A 17,012-nucleotide genomic window follows, 5' to 3' on the forward strand; every position below is an offset into this window, starting at 1 on the left:
ACCCCATCATGGGCGGCATTAAACAAACCGCGATGCCGGTAATCCGGGATCTGAAAGACTTCGATGCGCGAAGCGGCAACCTGCTCGAGCGCATGGTGTTCAACAACCGGCTGTCGTTCGTGGCCGGCATCCTCCTGGTGACCCTGCTGCTGGGCTACATGGCCATTACCCGCCTGGAGCTCAAGCCCAGTTTCGAGAAGATGATTCCCCAGGGGCATCCGTACATCCAGAACTTCCTGGACAATCGCAAGGCCCTGCGCGGCCTGGGTAACAGCGTGCGGGTCGTGGTGGAGAACACCAAGGGCGACATTTTCGACCCGGCCTACCTCGACGCCCTCAAGCAGGTGCATGACGAGCTGTTCCTCACCCCCGGCGTCGACCGCGCCTGGATGAAGTCCCTCTGGGCTCCCGGTGTGCGCTGGACCGAAGTGACCGAGGAAGGCTTCCAGGGCGGCCCGGTCATGCCTGATGGCTACGACGGCTCGCCAGCCAGCATCGAGCAGCTGCGGCAGAACATCGCCCGCGCCGGCATCGTCGGCAGCCTGGTGGCCAACGACTTCAAATCCACCATGCTGGTGGTTCCGCTGCTGGACCAGGCCACTGCCGGCGGCCAAGGCGTGGACTACCACCAGTTCTCCCGCACCCTGGAAGACAAGTTCCGCCTGCGCTTCGAATACGCCGGCGATACCAGGGCCCAGGCTTCGGGCGAAGAAGGGCAGGGCGCGATCAAGATCCGCGTCATCGGCTTCGCCAAGCTGGTGGGTGACCTGATCGACGGCCTGATGCGCGTCATGGCCTTCTTCGGCCTGGCCGTGGTCACCGCCTTCTTCATCATCCTGGCCTACACCCGCTGCCTGCGCAGCAGCCTGCTGGTGATCGTCTGCTCGCTGCTGGCGGTGGTCTGGCAGCTCGGCATCGTCGCCTGGCTGGGCTACGCGCTGGACCCGTACTCGATCCTGGTGCCGTTCCTGATCTTCGCCATCGGCGTGTCCCACGCGGCGCAGAAGATGAACGGCATCATGCAGGACATCGCCCTGGGCACCCATCGCCTGGTGGCGGCACGCTACACCTTCCGCCGCCTGTTCCTGGCCGGCGTCACCGCGCTGCTGGCCGACGCGGTGGGCTTTGCGGTGCTGATGCTGATCGACATCCCGGTGATCCAGGACCTGGCCATCACCGCCAGCATCGGCGTGGCTGTACTGATTCTCACGACCCTGCTGATGATGCCGGTGGCGCTGTCCTACGTTGGCGTGGGCAAGAAAGCCGCCGAGCGCGCCCTGCGCATCGACACCAACGCCGCCGCGCACAAGGGCTTCGGCCATGTCTGGGACTTCCTCGACCGTTTCACCGAGAAGCGCTGGGCCCTGACCACCGTCGCCCTGGCCTCGGTGCTGGGCGTGGCGGGCTTCATGGTCAGCCTGCACCTGCAGATCGGCGACCTGGATGCCGGCGCACCGGAACTGCGTCCGGAGTCCCGCTACAACCGTGACAACGCCTACATCACCAGTCATTACGCACTGTCCAGCGACCTGTTCGCGGTCATGGTGAAGACGGCGCCCGAGGGCTGCCTGAACTACCAGACCCTGATCCAGGCCGACCGTCTGGCCTGGGCCCTGCAACAGCACCCGAACGTGCAGGCCACGACATCCCTGGCCAACGCGGTTCGGCAGATCACCGCCGGCACCTACGAGGGCAACCCGAAGTTCCTCAGCCTGCAGCGCAACCAGGACGTGCTCAACTACGCCGCCCAACAGGCGTCGGTGAACACCCCCGAGTTGTTCAACACCGACTGCTCGCTGATGCCGGTGATCGCGTTCCTGAAGGATCACAAGGCCCAGACCCTGGACGAGGTGGTGGCCATCGCCGACCGCTTTGCCGCTGAAAACAGCAGCGAAGATCGCCAGTTCCTGCTGGCGGCGGGCAGCGCCGGTATCGAGGCGGCGACCAACATCGTCGTGCGCGAAGCCAACCGCACCATGCTGCTCTACGTCTACCTGGCGGTAACCCTGTTCTGCCTGGTCACCTTCCGCAGCTGGCGGGCGACCCTGGTGGCGCTGCTGCCGCTGGTGCTCACTTCGGTGCTCTGCGAGGCGCTGATGGTGGTGATGGGTATTGGCGTGAAGGTCGCCACCCTGCCGGTGATTGCGCTTGGCGTGGGCATCGGCGTCGACTATGCGTTGTACCTGCTCAGCGTGCAGCTGCAGTTCCAGCGCCAGGGCCTTTCGCTGGCGGAGTCCTACAAAAAGGCGGTGTCGTTCACTGGACGGGTCGTCGGGCTGGTGGGCATTACCCTGGCCGCCGGCGTGGTGTGCTGGGCCTGGTCGCCGATCAAGTTCCAGGCCGACATGGGCATCCTGCTCACCTTCATGTTCGTCTGGAACATGATCGGCGCGCTGATCCTGATTCCGGCGCTGTCGTACTTCCTGCTGCGCGAACGCGGCGAAGCGACGCGTCCGGTCACCCCGGCCGATGAACCGGTCGCAAACTCGACCACCGAGGCCGCGCAAAGCAGCCGGATGGAGTCCGTGCAACCCTGACCCGCAAGCGAAGGAACTTGGACTAATCTGGAAAACGGGGGATCGCCGCCGGTCGCTTTGCGGCAGGCGGCGATACCGTTTTCGGATTCGTCGACGTGCCTGCTTCCATGTTGTGAAGGCCGTCTCCAAGGACATAACAACATGCTTGATTACTTCGCGCTGGGCGTACTCTTCTTCGTGGGGATCGTGCTGTTCTACGGCATCATCGTCCTCCACGACATTCCCTACGAAATTGCCGTACACCGTAACCATCCCCACCAGGACGCTATCCATGCCGCCGGCTGGGTGAGCCTGTTCACCCTCCATGCGCTGTGGCCCTTCCTGTGGATCTGGGCCATGTTGTACCGCGAGGACCGTGGATGGGGCTTCGACCACGGCAAGCCCGGCGCCACCCAGGACGCTGAGTTGGCAAAGGAACTGGCGGAGCTGCGCCAGCGCATCGAACAGCTCGAAGGACGCACGCCGGCCTCCCCGGGCGAGAAGAAGGATTAAGCCATGGATCTGTTACTAGTCCTCACCTATACGGCGTTCTGCGTTGCCATCTTCAAGATCTTCAAGATCCCGTTGAACAAGTGGAGCGTGCCCACCGCCGTGCTGGGCGGCATCGTGCTGATCGGCGCGCTGATCTTCCTGATGAACTACAACCACCCCTATTCGGAAGTGGCGCGGACCTACTTCGTTTCGGTGCCCATCGTGCCGGAGGTGTCCGGCCAGGTGATCGAAGTACCAGTCAAGGCCAACCAGCCCCTGGAAAAGGGTGATGTGCTGTTCCGCATCGACCCGACGCCATTCGAGAACAAGTTGAAGTCCATCCAGGCGCAATTGATCTCGGCCCGTGCCGACCAGTCCCGCGCCCGTGAACTGGCCGCACGCAATGTCGGCAACCGCCGCGACGTGGACCTCACCACGGCGCGGGTGGATGACCTGCAGGCGCAACTCAATATCGCCAAGTTCGATCTCGACAACACCGTGGTGCGCGCGCCGAGCAAGGGCTTCGTCTCCCATGTGTCCCTGCGTCCGGGCGTGCGTGCGGTGAAGTTGCCGCTGCGTCCCTCCATGGTCTTCATCCCTGACGAAGGGTTCTATTTCATCGCCTGGATGCGGCAGAACAGCCAGCTGCGTCTGAGCACTGGCGATGAGGCGGAAGTGGCCTTCGACGGCATTCCCGGCCGCGTCTTCAAGGGTGAGGTGAAGCAGGTGATTCCCGTTATCGGCGAAGGCCAGGTGCAACCGTCCGGCACGCTGATCAGCTTCACCGGGTCGCCACCACCGGGCCGCGTGCCGGTGTTCATCGAAATCACCGATCCGGAATACGCCCAGTACGCGGCCCTGATGCCCGGAGGTTCCTATGGCCAGGCGGCGCTCTACAGCAAGCACTTCCACCATGTGGCGATCATGCGCAAGATCCTCCTGCGCATGGCAGCCTGGATGAACTACATCTTCCCGTTCCACTAGGTTCGGGTGAGGGGCCGCCATGGAACGCTGTAGGCCATGGCGGCCTTTCCTGGGTGTTTCCGCGTCAGCCCGCCATTGCTGAGTGCCCGGTCAAGGCCTGCATCGCTTCGGACCGGGGCACGCTTGCTGCCATAAAAGGTGCGGACATTCCGCGGGCGGGGAAACTCGCCTAGCAGCTCCGCACCTAGAGTTGGAACTGCGCCACCAATTGCTCCTGGCTTCCGGCCACCCTTCGCAAGTGCTCGCCGCATTCGCGGGTGTGAGCAGCGGTGCGACGGTTCTCGACGGTCATGTCACTGAGTCTGTGCATGTGCTGATTGACCGACTGAGTGCTGGCCGCCTGCTGTTCGGCCGCAGCAGCGATCTGGAATGCCAGGGCGTGGACGTCCTTCAGCGAGTCGTCCAAGTGAGCGAGCGAGGCGAGCACGGCCTGGGTTTCCAGCTCGAGCGCGCGCGCCTGTTCGCTTGAGGCTCCCATGCGCGACTGCGCCTCGCCGGAGGAGTCGCCGAGGGCGGCGACGATCGCGACTATCTCCTCGGTGGCCCGCTGGGTCTTCTGCGCCAGATTGCGTACCTCGTCGGCCACCACGGCGAAGCCGCGGCCCTGATCGCCGGCACGGGCCGCTTCAATGGCCGCATTGAGGGCAAGCAGGTTGGTCTGCTCGGCGATGGCGCGGATCACTTCCAGCACCGAGCCGATCTGCCGGCTGTCGGTTGCCAGGGCTTGCACCACCTGGTCAGCGCCGCGCAGGCCGGCGAGCAGCCGGTCCTGCTGGCCGATCATGCGTTGCAGGCTGCCCTGCACGGTCGCGAATGCGTCGCGTGCGGCGGCACTTCCATCGGCGCTCTGGCTGGCATTGTCGGCAATTCCCTGGACGGTGATGGCCATCTGGTCGACGGCGCTGACCACCATCTCCAGGGCTTCCTGTTGCTGGTCCAGGCTGCTGCTGGTGTGTCCGGCGGCCCCGAGGATGTCACCACTGGCGGCGTCCACCGCATGGCTGGCCTGGTGCATTCGCTCGACCACCTGACGCCAGGCCCGGGCCATCTCGTGCAGGGCCTGCATCAGGCCACTGTGCCCGCTGGTATCGGTGCCGAGGCGCAGCTCGCCAGCGGCCAGGCGTTGGGCCAACTCAGCCATGCGTCGTGGCTCACCGCCCAGCGGGCGCATCACACTGCGGCTGACCAGCCAGGTGGCCACGGCCACTGCGGCCATGGTCAGTGCCACCAGCAGCAGGACCCGCCACATCAATGCACGTACCGGGGCGAAGGCTTGCTCCTGATCCATCTCGGCAATCAGTGCCCAGCGCTGGCCGTCCAGTTGCAGGGGAACGAAGGCCTTGAGCACGGGCTGGCCGTTGAGACCGGCTTCTGCCAGGCGTCCCTGCTCGCCATTCAGGGCGCGGCCGATCGCCTCGCCGGGCAGGGGGACAGCCTGTTCGTCGGCGCGCTGAACCCGGTGCTCGGCAAAGCGCGCCGAGTCGGAACGCATGTGACCGTCGGTACCCACCAGGTAGGTTTCGCCGGCTTCGCCCAGGCCCTGGCGAGCCTGCATCACCCGGTTCAATTCGGACAGCGGCAGCTCAAGCACCAGCAGTGCTTTGAGTTCTTCTTCGCCGCGGATCGGCGTGGCAAGGAACTGGCTGGGTTCACTGCTCGTTGCGTTCACGGCCAGGTCTCCGATTTGCACCTGACCACTGTCCAAGGCGCTGCGCACGACCCGACCCAGCGACGTGTCGCGCCAGGCGGCATCGCCCAGGTTCTGCTGGTAGTCGGCACCGCGCTGCAGGCTGAAAAGCACCTGTCCGTCAGGGGAAACCAGTTTGAGTTCGCGATAGCCGAACGTGGCGACGAAATTCTCGAAGATCGGCCGGTCGTAGTTGGCGCTGGTGATCAAGGATGTGGCGTCCAGTCCGGCGTAGCTGGTACCGAGGTTGCTCGCCAGGGCAGCGAGTTGGTTGCGCCGCGCTTGCCAGCTGTCTTGCAGTTGCTGTTGTTTGATATTCGCTACGGCTTCCAGCGCATCAAGCGCCTGCTCGCGCAGGGCCTGGCTGGCCTGCTGATACACCGTGAAAGCCATGATCAACACTGGTATCAGGCCGATCAGCAGAAAGCTGACGGCCAGTTTTACGCGCAACGGCATGTCGTGAGACTCCGCGTGTAGATGGGTGACAGAGAGGTAGACGCGTAAAAAATTCTGCAAGAAGCGTGCAAATTGTTTGACGTAGTGTCAATAAAATTGAGCGATGGACGGGCGAGGCCGTGATTCCGGCCGCCAGAGCAGCATGCTGGCGGCGTAGCGGCTGCCGTAACGCCTGGCAAAAAAGGCGCCTGGGACAGCGCAGGTGAATAGTCCGGTAACGGACAGGGATAGTTTCACGCCGACCGGCCGTGAGGCGTGCTCTGTTCGGCGGCCCAGTGGCGGGCGATCTCTTCCCGCCGGCAAACCCACACCCCCTCATGTCGCTGCACATGGTCCAGAAAACGCACCAGGGCCATGGCGCGCGCGGGGTGGCCGCTGATCCTGCCGTGCAGGCCGATGCTCATCATCTTCGGTTGCCGTGCGCCCTCCAGCCAGAGGTAGTCGAAGGCATCCTTGAGCTGCTGGAAGAAGTCCTCTCCCGACGCGAAGCCGTGGGGCATCAGGTAGCGCGCATCGTTGTTGACCAACGTATAGGGAATCACCAGATGTGGCGGCGCGCCGGGGAGCCAGTAGGGCAGGTCGTCGTTGTAGGCATCCGAGCTGTAGAGGAAGCCGCCTTCCTCACGCAGAAGCCGGCGCGTGTTGGCGCTGACCCGGCCGGTGTACCAGCCCAGCGGGCGACGGCCGCAGATGCGCTCGATCAGTTCGATGGTCAGGCGGATGTGGAGCCGCTCCTCGTCTTCGGGAATTTCCCGGTAGTCCAGCCAGCGATAGCCGTGCCCGGCTACCTCATGGCCGCCAGCACGCAGGGCGTGGCCGATCTGCGGGGTCAGCTCCAGGGCGCGTCCCACGGCAAAGGCGGTCAGCGGCAGGCCGCGTTCGGCGAAGAGGTCGAGGATGCGCCAGACGCCTGCGCGCGACCCGTATTCGTACAGGCCTTCCACGCTCAGGTCGCGTTCGCCGATGCGCGCCGGCCGTCCCGGCAGTTCATGCAGGTAGGCCTCGGACTGGGCGTCGCCATTGAGCACGCAGGATTCGGCGCCTTCCTCGACGTTGAGCACGAACTGCAGCGCCACCCGCGCATCGCCCGGCCAGTGTGGGTGGGGCGGCTTGCCGCTGTAGCCGGCGAGGTCGCGCTCGGCCATCAGCCCAGCTCGAAAGTGGTGACACCGAAGACCCGATTCTGGGCGACGGCGGGGACTGCGCCGAGGTACATCCGGGCGCAACCGAAGACTTCGGTCATGCCGTGGCTTTGCACCAGCGCCATGGCGTCGGGGTTGTTCTCCGGGGCATCGAGGTACAGCGGGCCGCCCGTGGCGAAACCGGCCAGGTCCGCAAAGAGGGCTTCGGCCACCTCGGCATCATCGGCGAACAGCGGGCCGATCTTGCAGCCCTTCAGGCAGCGCCTGGCAACGCCGAAGCCTGCTAGCCGGCCATTGCGCCGGCAGCCCAGGGCCAGTGCGTCGGGCTGGTTGATCCAACCCTGGAGAAAGCGGGGGCGTGGTGCGGGAAAGCAGGTGCGGTCGTAAGCCTGAACTTCGTCAAACGCGAATTCGGCGAGGGGAATGATTTCTTCGCCGGATGTCCATTCCGGCGGTTCGGCAATATCGACCTGAAAGCGCAGGTTGCGGTGGGAAAAGACGAATCCGCCCTTGGCGTAGTAGTCCTGCATGGCGAACACGCCGTCCATCCCGATGCTGGCGCCCGGCCGCAGGCGCGCCAGCAGGCGATCACGACGGGCGTTCCAGAGGATGTCGCCGAGGCCCCGGCCACGGAACTCCGGGCGGATGATGAAAAAGCCCATGAAGCCGAATTCGCCGCCGTAGGAGGTAATGGCGCCGCCGCCAATCAACTGGCCGTCCAGGTCCGCTGCGATGTAAGCCTCTGAATCGGTGGCCCAGAACAGCCCGGCGTCGTGCAGGCCCGGATTCCAGCCCTCGCGCGCGGCCCAGTGGACCAGCTCGTCCAGTTCGGGGCGGAGCATGTTGCGGATCACCAGCGGGATGGACATGGCAGAGCACTCCTGGGCCAGGGCGGACGCTTTCGGTATAGCGCCAACCGGGGAGGGCGGCCAGGCCGTCGGGCGGCGTCAGGCGTCGCGCAGGAGGTCGTAGGAGTCCAGAAGCCGCCAGGCGATTTCCGGGTGATTCTCCAGGCCCCGGCGGATGGCGGCAGGGATCGACTGGCGGGTCTTGCGGCAAAGGCCCGGCAATTCGTCGATCTCGATCTCGATGCCTCGCATGCTGCGCACTTCGTTGAAACCCGGCGCGATATGCAGGCGCAACCCAATCTGCTCGAACATGCGCCGCTGCATGTGCTCCAGGTCTTCAAGGCTCTGGATGTTCTCCAGCCGGTCCAGCAGGCGCTTCTCCTCCTGCCGGGTCAGCAAGAGGATGCGTACGTCAGCGCCGGGCTGTTCCATCAGCTCATCACGCCCGCAGTTGCAGGCGCCGGGCGGGCAGGGTTGGCGGTTGGGGAGAGTGGGCGTCATGGCTTCCGATCATAGTCAGCCGATCGCCGGGGTGCCAACGGCAGCCCGGCTGGGGTTCATCGCAGCAGTTCCGCCACAGCCTGAAGCACGACTTCCGGCTTTTCGCGATGGGGAACATGGCCGCAGGCTTCGATCAGCAGCACTTGCGAAGGCCCGTCAGTGAGCCGCGCGATCTGCTGCGGGTGCAGTTCGGAGCCGAACTCGTCCTGATCGCCGTGGATGGCCAGCACGGGGCAGTCCAGCCGTTCGATTCCGGTTTCCAGGCTCCAGTCGGCGAAGTCGGGGGAGAGCCAGGTTTCGGTCCAGGCGTCGAGCACCCAGCGGGCCTTGTCGCCGTGGTACTTGGCGAGCCGGTCGATCTGGCCGTCTTGCTGGAAGCCCAGCTTGGCTTCACGGATGCCTTGCAGCGTGCGGTCTTCGACGAAGGCCTGGGCCGATTCGGTGATCAGCGCCAGGCAGTGCTCGCGGTGGCGCGCCGCGCAATGGGTGGCCATGCCGCCGCCGACGCTGTGGCCGAAGGCGATGAACTCAGTAATGCCCAGACGGTCCTTCACGGTGGCGAAATCGTATTCGGCCTCATCACCGACAAAGCCGACCGACAGCTGGCCCGGGTGCGCTTCCGAGCGACCGAAGCCGAGGCGGTCATAGGCCACCACTGTCTTGCCGGTGATCGCGGCCAGCTTGGCGGGAAACTCACGCCACAGCTCCACGCATCCAAGGGAGTCGTGGAACAGGATGATGGGTGCTTCGTCGAACGACGGGCTGAGGTGGGCGGGGCTCCAGATGCGGACGAACAGCCGGCCATGGAGGCTGTCGATCCGCAGGTCCTGTGTGTGGTGGCTGGGGCTAGGCACGGCGTGCTCCAGGTTGGGAAATGCTGCCAAGGCTGCCAGAAAATGCCGCGTTCGTAACGATGCAGAGTGCGCTGGCGTCGGCGGAGGAGGCGTCTTAATCTCCCTGCTTTCCCTCCTCAAGGATGATTCGTCATGAGCACTGCACTTCTGATCATCGATGTCCAGCGCGCCATCAGCGTCGGCCAGTACGCCGCATTCGAAATCGACCGGGTGATCGCCACCATCAACGGCCTCAGCAGCAGGGCGCGAGCTGCTGGCATTGCCGTTGTGCTGGTCCAGCATGAAGAGCCCAGCGGCGAGTTTGAGTACGACACCGAGAGCTGGCAGTTGGCGGATGACTTGGCCGTTGCCGAGAGCGACATCCGGGTTCGCAAGACCACGCCGGATTCCTTCCACCGCACCAACCTGCAGGATGTGCTGCAGTCGCGCGATATCCAGCGCTTGATCGTCTGCGGCCTGCAGACCGACTACTGCGTCGATACCACGGTGCGCCGAGCCCTGGCGCTGGGCTACCAGGTGGTGCTGCCGGAGGATGCGCACTCGACGCTGGACAACGCCGCTATCTCCGCGCCGCAGATCATCGCCCACCACAATGCGGTGCTCGGCAGCATGTCCAGCTTCGGCGTGCGGGCGCATGTGATTCCGGCCGCGTCAGTCGGCATCGAGGGCTGAAGTCGTACCCGCCAGGGCTGGACGGGGCGATAACCGGCGGTGTCTGAGGGATGGATACTGCCCTCCGGCGGAGGGCAGTTGTCACGATAGCGGTGGAGGGGTCAGCGCTTGTTCTTGATCTGCTCGTAGCTCAGCCGCATGTCCTTCGCCCAGCCGTCGATCACCGGCTTGATGTTCTGGACGGTCAGCGCGGTTTCCTTGTTTTCCAGGGCGGTGCCGGTGCCCTTGCGCACGACCTCTGCAACGACCTTGGACGTACCGCCGTCAAGCACCATGGCTTCGGTGGCGATCTGCACTTCCTGGTCCCGTGTGCCAATTGCCGTCGTGGTGGCGGCGACCACCAGGGCAATGGGAATTACTTCGTAGGGCTTGAGGCCCTCGGTCGAAGCGGACACGGCGGTAATCGCCGGACGCAGGACCAGGCTGTCTGCCGTCGGCGAGTCGGTGATCTTGACTACCGAGCCCATCTCGCGGCGAAGCGCGGTGTCGTAGTAACGGGTGATCTCATCAAGGGTCGCCTGGGAGATCTGCTGGCTCGGCTGAGGCTTGGGGTGGAACTGGCTGGGCTCGATATACAGGCTGTTGTAACGCGACAGGTCCAGGGATGGATCAACCCAGCGTGCCACCTTGGCGCCGCTGGCGGTCTCCTGTTCCTGGAGGACGCTGTAGTTCGGAAGGAATCCCGAATAGTGGCTGGGTTCGACCATGGTGCTGGAGCAGCCGCCAAGGGTCAGGATTGCGCTGAACGATACGACGAGAGGGTTGAGTCGCATGATTTCGCCTTACCAGTAATGGCTTGTATGGGGGAACTTCCGGGGGAGTACCAAATGCTGTCTGTCTCGCCCTTTTCCGGCCGGAGGGCGGCGACAGCAGAAGCGTAGTTGGTCGCATGGCGGATGCCAGTGCGTTGCGCAAAGGAAAGGGCGCCTGCGGTTCAACTCAGGTGCGCGAAGAGTCGTAGACGGCGAGTGGTATGCAAGTAATTGGAAGCACTCGCATTCTTCAAGACTGCTCTTGGTGTGAAATGGGGCCTGCCGCCGACCCTCTCCACGCCGCGCACCTGGCTGCTCTCGGCCACCCTGGGGTTCTGAGGCCCCCGACTAGCTAGAGCCACCTACGCACGCGGCCCCGGTAGGCGCTGAAGGCGTCCCCGAACAGGGTCGCCAGCGCCTGCTCTTCGGGGCCGATCTGGAAGCGGTTCATGTAGAGCACGAACCCGGCCACGCCCAGCAGCGCGACGGGGGACGCGAGGTAGATCGACCAGGCGACCAGGGCGATGGCGAAGCCGAGGTACATAGGGTTGCGGGTGTAGCGGTAGATGCCGGAGCTGACCAGCGAGGACGCGGTTTCCGGCTGCAGCGGGTTGACTGTGGTTCCGGCGTGGCGGAAAGACAGGACGCCGCTCAGGCAGACCGCAACGCCGGCTGCGAGCACCAGCAGCGCAAGGGCGATGCGCCAGCCGGCGGCCGCGTCGATGCCGGGCACCCAGCGGGCGAGCAGCCACATCAGGACGCCGAACAGTACGGCAACCAGGGGTGGCGGTATGCGGTGTTCCATCCAGTTCATGGTTCGATTCCTTTTCTGTCTGTGCTCGCTCGGGCCGGGTGGCGCCAACCCGGGACTTTAGCAGCGATCGGCCGCCGCGCCATTGCGCGTCAATCCGCGAAGAGTTCGAACATCAACTGCCTGAGCCAGCGCGTGGCGGGGTCCCGATGGTACTTGGCGTGCCAGAACAGGTTGATGTCGATCTCCGGCAGCTGGACTGGGTGGGGCAGGGCAACCAGGCCGAAGGGTTCGACGCAGGACGCGGCGAAGCGCTCCGGCACGGTGGCCAGCAGTTCGGTGCGCTGGAGAATGTGACCCACCGCGACGAAGTGCGGCACGTCCAGACGGATATCGCGCTCGATGCCCAGGCGCGCCATGTGCGTGTCGACCTCGCCATGGCCGGTAGTCGCGGCTACCACCCTCACGTGGCCATAGGCGCAGAAGCGCTCCAGGGTCAGCGGCTCGGCGGTGGCCGGGTGGCCCTTGCGGCACATGCAGACGTAGCGATGGTTGAACAGGTGGCGTTTGTAGAAGCCTGCCTGCAGGTTCGGGAGCAAGCCCACGGCGAGATCGACGGTGCCGTTCTGCAGGGCCTCGGTCAACGTCACCGCGTTGTTGCGCACGGTGCTGATGCGGCACCTGGGCGCCAGGTGGGTGAGGGCGTCCATCAGGCGCGGGGTGAAGTAGATCTCGCCGATGTCGGTCATGGCGATGGTGAAGGTGCGCTCGCTGGTGAGCGGGTCGAAGCTGTCCTGCCGGCTCAGGGCGTCGCGCAGGGTGTGAATCGCCAGTGAGACGGGTTCCGCCAGTTGCTCGGCGTAGGGCGTGGGTTCCATGCCCTGGTAAGTGCGCACGAAAAGGTCGTCCTGCAGGGTGGTGCGCAGGCGCTTGAGGGCGTTGCTGACGGCGGGCTGGGTCAGTCCCAGGTTGTCGGCGGCCGTGGAGACGCGCCGGTCGACGAGCAATTGGTTGAACACCACCAGCAGATTCAGGTCCAGGTCGCGCAAGTCCATGGGCGTCTCTCATGGGAGTGGGGTGAGAGGAATATTCATACCTGAAATAGTCTGTATGCGAGTTGGTGCATTTATCAATATTCCAGGCTTGGCCATGATGGTTCCACTCCAACAACAACACCATCATGGGTACGAACATGAGCACGAAGCCTGCCTTGCGCGTCGGCATCATCGGCGGCGGAATTTCCGGCGTCGCCCTGGCACTGGACCTGTGCCGCCACTCCCATCTCGATGTCCAGCTCTTCGAATCTGCAGCGGCCTTCGGTGAAGTGGGGGCAGGCGTTTCCTTCGGCGCCAATGCGGTCCGCGCCATCGCCGGCCTCGGCCTGGCGGAGCCTTACGGGCTCGCCGCCGACCGCACGCCGGAGCCTTGGCAGGACGTCTGGTTCGAATGGCGCCGCAGCGACGATGCCGGCTACATCGGCGCCAGCGTGGCCCCTGGCGTGGGGCAGTCTTCGGTGCACCGCGCGGACTTCCTCGACGTGCTGGCCAGCCGTCTGCCCGAAGGCGTGGCCCGCTTCAACAAGCGCGCCGTGGACGTGGAGCAGCAGGATGGTGAGGTTCGCGTGCGGTTCACCGACGGCAGCGACTACGTGGGTGACCTGCTGGTCGCCGCTGATGGCATCAAGTCCGCCATTCGCGGCCATGTGCTGGAAGGTATCGGCGCCGCGCCCGCCGCACCCCGCTTCAGTGGCACCTGCGCCTACCGTGGCCTGATCGACAGCCAGCACCTGCGGGAGGCCTATCGCGCTGCCGGCGTCGACGAGCATCTGGTGGACGTGCCGCAGATGTATCTGGGCCTCGACGCCCATATCCTCACCTTCCCGGTGAAGCAGGGGCGCATCATCAACGTGGTGGCCTTCGTGTCAGACCGCAGTCGGCCCGATCCCCAATGGTCCCAGGACGCACCCTGGGTGCGCGAGGCGAGCCAGGAGGAGATGCTTCGCGCCTTCACGGGTTGGGGCGATGCCGCACGCATCCTGCTGGAGTGCATCCCGAAGCCGACCTACTGGGCGCTGCACGACCTGGCGGAACTGCCCGGCTACGTACATGGCCGCGTGGCCCTGATCGGCGATGCCGCCCACGCCATGCTGCCGCACCAGGGCGCCGGGGCGGGGCAGGGGCTGGAGGACGCGTACTTCCTGGCCCGCCTGCTGGGCGACCCGCAAGTGAGTCAGGACAACCTCGGCGAACTGCTGGCGGCCTACGACGCACTGCGCCGCCCCAGGGCCTGCCGCGTGCAGCGCACCTCCTGGGAGGCTGGCGAACTCTACGAACTGCGCGACCCTGCCGTGGGCGATGACGAACAGGCCCTGGGGGCGACCCTGGCCAGCCGCTTCGACTGGCTGTGGAACCATGACCTGGAGGCCGACGTGGGTGAGGCCCGCGCGCGCCTGGGCTGGCAGGCCCTCAGCCACTGCGCCTGATTCCACGCCCTTTCACCGGGGCGGACCCAGGCGGCCGCCCCGGCTCTATAACAATGACAAGAAGAGCCATGCCATGCGTACCATCGATGTTTCCGCCCTGCTCGACGGGGCCCGCTTCAATGCCTTCCACGCGCGCGTGCTGTTCTGGTGCGCGCTGATCATCATCTTCGACGGCTATGACCTGGTCATCTACGGCGTGGTGCTGCCCGCGCTGATGCAGACCTGGAACCTCACCGCATTGCAGGCCGGCCTGCTCGGCAGCTGCGCGCTGGTGGGGATGATGCTCGGCGCGCTGTTCTTCGGCCCGCTGTCGGACCGCATCGGACGGCGCAAGACCATCATGACCTGCGTGATGTTGTTCAGCGGCTTCACCGTGATCAATGGGTTTGCGCGCACGCCCGAGGAGTTCGCAGTCTGCCGCTTCATCGCCGGGCTTGGCATCGGTGGCGTCATGCCCAACGTCGTGGCGTTGATGAACGAATACGCGCCGAAGAAAATCCGCAGCACCCTGGTGGCGGTCATGTTCAGCGGCTATTCCGTGGGCGGCATGTTGTCCGCCGGACTGGGCATGGCACTGATGCCCGCCTGGGGCTGGCAGTCGGTGTTCTTCGTGGCCGTGGTGCCGCTGCTGGTACTGCCGCTGCTGGTGCGCCAGTTGCCCGAGTCGATCAACTTCCTGGTGCGCCAGGGCGAGGTCGAACGCGCCCGGGAACTGCTGGCCAATGCCGTCCCCGACTATCGACCAGTCGAGGGGGATCAGTTGCAACTGGCGGGCGGACAAGCGGGCAAGGTCGCCATTTCCCAGCTCTTCCACGACGGCCGTGCACTGAACACCCTGATGCTCTGGGTGGCGTTCTTCTGTTGCCTGCTGATGGTCTACGCCCTGAGCTCCTGGTTGCCGAAACTAATGAATGCCGCGGGATATGGGCTCAATTCCAGCCTGGCGTTCCTGCTGGTGCTGAACTTCGGCGCCATCTTCGGGGCCATTGGCGGTGGCTGGCTCGGGGACCGCATCGGCCTCGGCCGCGTGCTGTTCGCCTTCTTCACCCTGGGCGCGTTGTCCCTCAGCCTGCTGGCGCTGAAATCCCCGCTCCCGGTGCTGTATCTCCTGATCGGCATCGCCGGCGCCTGCACCATCGGTACGCAGATTCTGGCCAACGCCTGCACCGTGCAGTTCTACCCCGCGCATATCCGCTCCACGGGACTTGGCTGGGCCATGGGCGTGGGCCGCATTGGCGCCATCATCGGCCCGCTGCTGGGCGGCGCGCTGCATGCCGCGCAGGTGCCGATCCAGGCGAGCTTCCTTGCCTTTGCACTGCCGGGCCTGGTCGGCGCCGCTGCCATCCTGGTGTTCCTCTGGCAGCGGCCGGTGATAGCCGTACAGGCCGACGTGGCGCTGGAGAAACCGCTCAGTTGACCGGTATCACCGGTGGCTTGCCGATGTCTTTCAGGAGGAAGACCAGGAACTTGGCGGGCTTCTCCTTGCTCGCGTTACGGCCCACCGTGTGCAGGTCCTTGGGCCCTTCATGGAAGCTCTGACCGGGCGTCAGCGTGACTTCCTTGCCGCCCGCCACGCCCATGACCACGGAGCCTTCGAGCACGTAGATGAAACCATGGGCGTCGTGGCGGTGGAGCGGATCGGCGCTGCCGGGCGGATATTCCACCGTGAGCATCAGCACTTCCTTGCCGGGGTAGTCGGGAAGCTCCTTGAGCATCACCTGTTCGACGATTGGAGGTGGAGCAGGGGCGACCTTGTCCTCGGCTAGTACGGCTGCGCTGCAGCACAGCAAGAGCAGGGCGGAGAGAGGCTGGTTCTGCATGGGGGATTCCTCATCCGGAGTTCCTGGACACGCCGGGTACGCCATGGGAAGGCGGTGGGCGGAGAGGTGGCTACCCGCCGCCGGCAATGGCGTTGGCCCGCCCGCTAGCGAGGTGCGGAGGCGTTCTTGAGCCAGTCAGTGAAGTGGACGCTGCCGACGAGAGGGTTATCGCCAGGCGTCAGCGAGCGGTCGTCGATCGGCGCGCCGAAGTAGGTGGCCTTGTCGTCGGCGATGGCCTCCCGTGGGTCCTCGTTGTGCTGGAGGTAGGCCTTGATGAAGGCGACCATCGGCAAGCGATCTGGCCCGGCGACCTCTGTCATCCGGTTGCTGGGTGCCTGCTCGGCGACATTGGCCAGCGCCGCGACGACGTCGGCCGATGCGATCGGCTGGAATTCGGCTGCTGGCAGGCGGATGACATTGCCCTCGGCGCCGGAGTGGGCGATGGCGCCGATGAACTCGAAGAACTGGGTGGCGCGGAGGATGGAGTAGGGCACGTCCGCTTTCTCGATCAGCTTCTCCTGGGCCATCTTGGCGCGGAAGTAACCGCTGGCGAGCATGCGCTCCGTGCCCACGACGGAAAGGGCGACATGGTGTTTCACGCCGGCGGCCTTTTCCGCAGCGGAAAGATTGCGTCCGGATTTTTCAAAGAATTCCAGTACGGCGGCGTCTTCGAACGACGGCGAGTTGGCGACGTCGACCACCACCTCGGCACCCTGCAGCGCTACCTGCAAACCTTCGCCGGTCATGGCGTTGACGCCGGTTCTGGGGGAGGCCGGCAGGACATCATGCCCCCGCTGGCGAAGCAGGCTGCAGAGTTGGGTTCCGATAAGGCCTGTTCCTCCGATAACGACGATTTTCATGCGGATGCCTCCAGGTGTTCGGGCACCGGTAGGTGCACTTGTCGGCACGGGGCGAGCGCGCTTCGCGGTGGGGCTACACTCGCGGTTGGTTGGCTGGCGGGAACCTTCAGGGTCGTAGGGTGGCGCTTCGGGCGCCAACCAATCGACAGTGATTCGCATTGATGACCACGTTAGGACCGCCGCTGGTATCCGCCT

At 65.1% G+C, this 17,012-nt stretch carries 16 protein-coding genes; 6 read left to right on the top strand and 10 right to left on the bottom strand.

Translation table 11 applies throughout. From position 1 onward, the window contains the following. Positions 1-8: 8 nt before the first annotated feature. The 3 genes from E8F06_RS22725 to E8F06_RS22735 all read left to right on the top strand — a co-directional run bounded on the left by E8F06_RS22725 (position 9) and on the right by E8F06_RS22735 (position 3,992). Positions 9-2,537 (top strand): MMPL family transporter, encoded by a 2,529-nt coding sequence (locus E8F06_RS22725; protein WP_280371270.1) that lies wholly within the window; start codon positions 9-11, stop codon positions 2,535-2,537. Positions 2,538-2,678: 141 nt separating this feature from the next. After that, the gene (locus E8F06_RS22730) at positions 2,679-3,029 is read left to right on the top strand and encodes a DUF3302 domain-containing protein (protein WP_280371271.1); all 351 of its coding nucleotides are present in this window, start codon (positions 2,679-2,681) and stop codon (positions 3,027-3,029) included. A gap of 3 nt (positions 3,030-3,032) precedes the next feature. Continuing rightward, positions 3,033-3,992, top strand: a complete 960-nt coding sequence (locus tag E8F06_RS22735) for an HlyD family secretion protein (protein ID WP_280371273.1) — start codon at positions 3,033-3,035, stop codon at positions 3,990-3,992. Between the two features lie 184 nt (positions 3,993-4,176). Here E8F06_RS22735 and E8F06_RS22740 read toward each other — a convergent pair whose 3' ends face one another. The 5 genes from E8F06_RS22740 to E8F06_RS22760 form a co-directional block, all read right to left on the bottom strand. Then, positions 4,177-6,135, bottom strand: a complete 1,959-nt coding sequence (locus E8F06_RS22740; protein ID WP_280371274.1) for a methyl-accepting chemotaxis protein — start codon at positions 6,133-6,135, stop codon at positions 4,177-4,179. Between the two features lie 233 nt (positions 6,136-6,368). Then, a complete protein-coding gene (locus E8F06_RS22745) occupies positions 6,369-7,280 on the bottom strand; it encodes a polysaccharide deacetylase family protein (protein WP_280371276.1) in 912 nt (303 codons plus the stop codon). Next, positions 7,280-8,146, bottom strand: coding sequence for a GNAT family N-acetyltransferase (locus E8F06_RS22750; RefSeq protein WP_280371278.1), 867 nt, complete (start codon positions 8,144-8,146; stop codon positions 7,280-7,282). The genes E8F06_RS22745 and E8F06_RS22750 overlap by 1 nt, the downstream gene beginning before the upstream one ends. Positions 8,147-8,224: 78 nt before the next feature. Continuing rightward, complete coding sequence (locus tag E8F06_RS22755; protein WP_280371280.1) at positions 8,225-8,626, bottom strand: hypothetical protein; 402 nt, start codon at positions 8,624-8,626, stop codon at positions 8,225-8,227. A 56-nt stretch (positions 8,627-8,682) separates the two neighbouring features. Next, positions 8,683-9,480 carry an alpha/beta hydrolase gene (locus E8F06_RS22760; RefSeq protein WP_280371283.1) on the bottom strand — a complete coding sequence of 266 codons (798 nt, stop codon included), beginning with the start codon at positions 9,478-9,480 and terminating at the stop codon, positions 8,683-8,685. 132 nt (positions 9,481-9,612) lie between these two features. Between E8F06_RS22760 and E8F06_RS22765 the strand changes: the two genes are divergently transcribed. Then, complete coding sequence (locus tag E8F06_RS22765) at positions 9,613-10,152, top strand: cysteine hydrolase family protein (protein ID WP_280371285.1); 540 nt, start codon at positions 9,613-9,615, stop codon at positions 10,150-10,152. Between the two features lie 101 nt (positions 10,153-10,253). On the opposite strand, the gene E8F06_RS22770 is transcribed toward E8F06_RS22765, so the two are convergent. From E8F06_RS22770 to E8F06_RS22780, 3 genes are all read right to left on the bottom strand, one after another. Then, positions 10,254-10,925: a DUF3313 domain-containing protein gene (locus tag E8F06_RS22770; RefSeq protein WP_280371287.1), complete on the bottom strand. Its 672-nt coding sequence runs from the start codon at positions 10,923-10,925 to the stop codon at positions 10,254-10,256. Between the two features lie 331 nt (positions 10,926-11,256). Continuing rightward, complete coding sequence (locus E8F06_RS22775; RefSeq protein ID WP_280371289.1) at positions 11,257-11,718, bottom strand: isoprenylcysteine carboxylmethyltransferase family protein; 462 nt, start codon at positions 11,716-11,718, stop codon at positions 11,257-11,259. 89 nt (positions 11,719-11,807) lie between these two features. After that, the gene (locus E8F06_RS22780) at positions 11,808-12,710 is read right to left on the bottom strand and encodes a LysR family transcriptional regulator (RefSeq protein ID WP_280371291.1); all 903 of its coding nucleotides are present in this window, start codon (positions 12,708-12,710) and stop codon (positions 11,808-11,810) included. Positions 12,711-12,847: 137 nt separating this feature from the next. On the opposite strand from E8F06_RS22780, the gene salA reads away from it, so the two are divergent. After that, positions 12,848-14,137 (top strand): salicylate 1-monooxygenase, encoded by a 1,290-nt coding sequence (gene salA, locus E8F06_RS22785; protein ID WP_280371293.1) that lies wholly within the window; start codon positions 12,848-12,850, stop codon positions 14,135-14,137. Between the two features lie 73 nt (positions 14,138-14,210). Continuing rightward, positions 14,211-15,554: an aromatic acid/H+ symport family MFS transporter gene (locus E8F06_RS22790; RefSeq protein WP_280371295.1), complete on the top strand. Its 1,344-nt coding sequence runs from the start codon at positions 14,211-14,213 to the stop codon at positions 15,552-15,554. Here the strand turns inward: E8F06_RS22790 and E8F06_RS22795 are convergent. Continuing rightward, on the bottom strand, positions 15,547-15,957 hold the full coding sequence (locus E8F06_RS22795; protein ID WP_280371296.1) for a cupin domain-containing protein: 411 nt from the start codon (positions 15,955-15,957) through the stop codon (positions 15,547-15,549). The two genes, E8F06_RS22790 and E8F06_RS22795, sit on opposite strands and share 8 nt — an antisense overlap. Before the next feature lie 104 nt (positions 15,958-16,061). Further along, positions 16,062-16,817 carry an SDR family oxidoreductase gene (locus E8F06_RS22800; protein WP_280371298.1) on the bottom strand — a complete coding sequence of 252 codons (756 nt, stop codon included), beginning with the start codon at positions 16,815-16,817 and terminating at the stop codon, positions 16,062-16,064. Positions 16,818-17,012 lie beyond the last annotated feature (195 nt).

The sequence above is a fragment of the Pseudomonas sp. BN411 genome (assembly GCF_029871235.1).
Classification (GTDB): domain Bacteria; phylum Pseudomonadota; class Gammaproteobacteria; order Pseudomonadales; family Pseudomonadaceae; genus Metapseudomonas.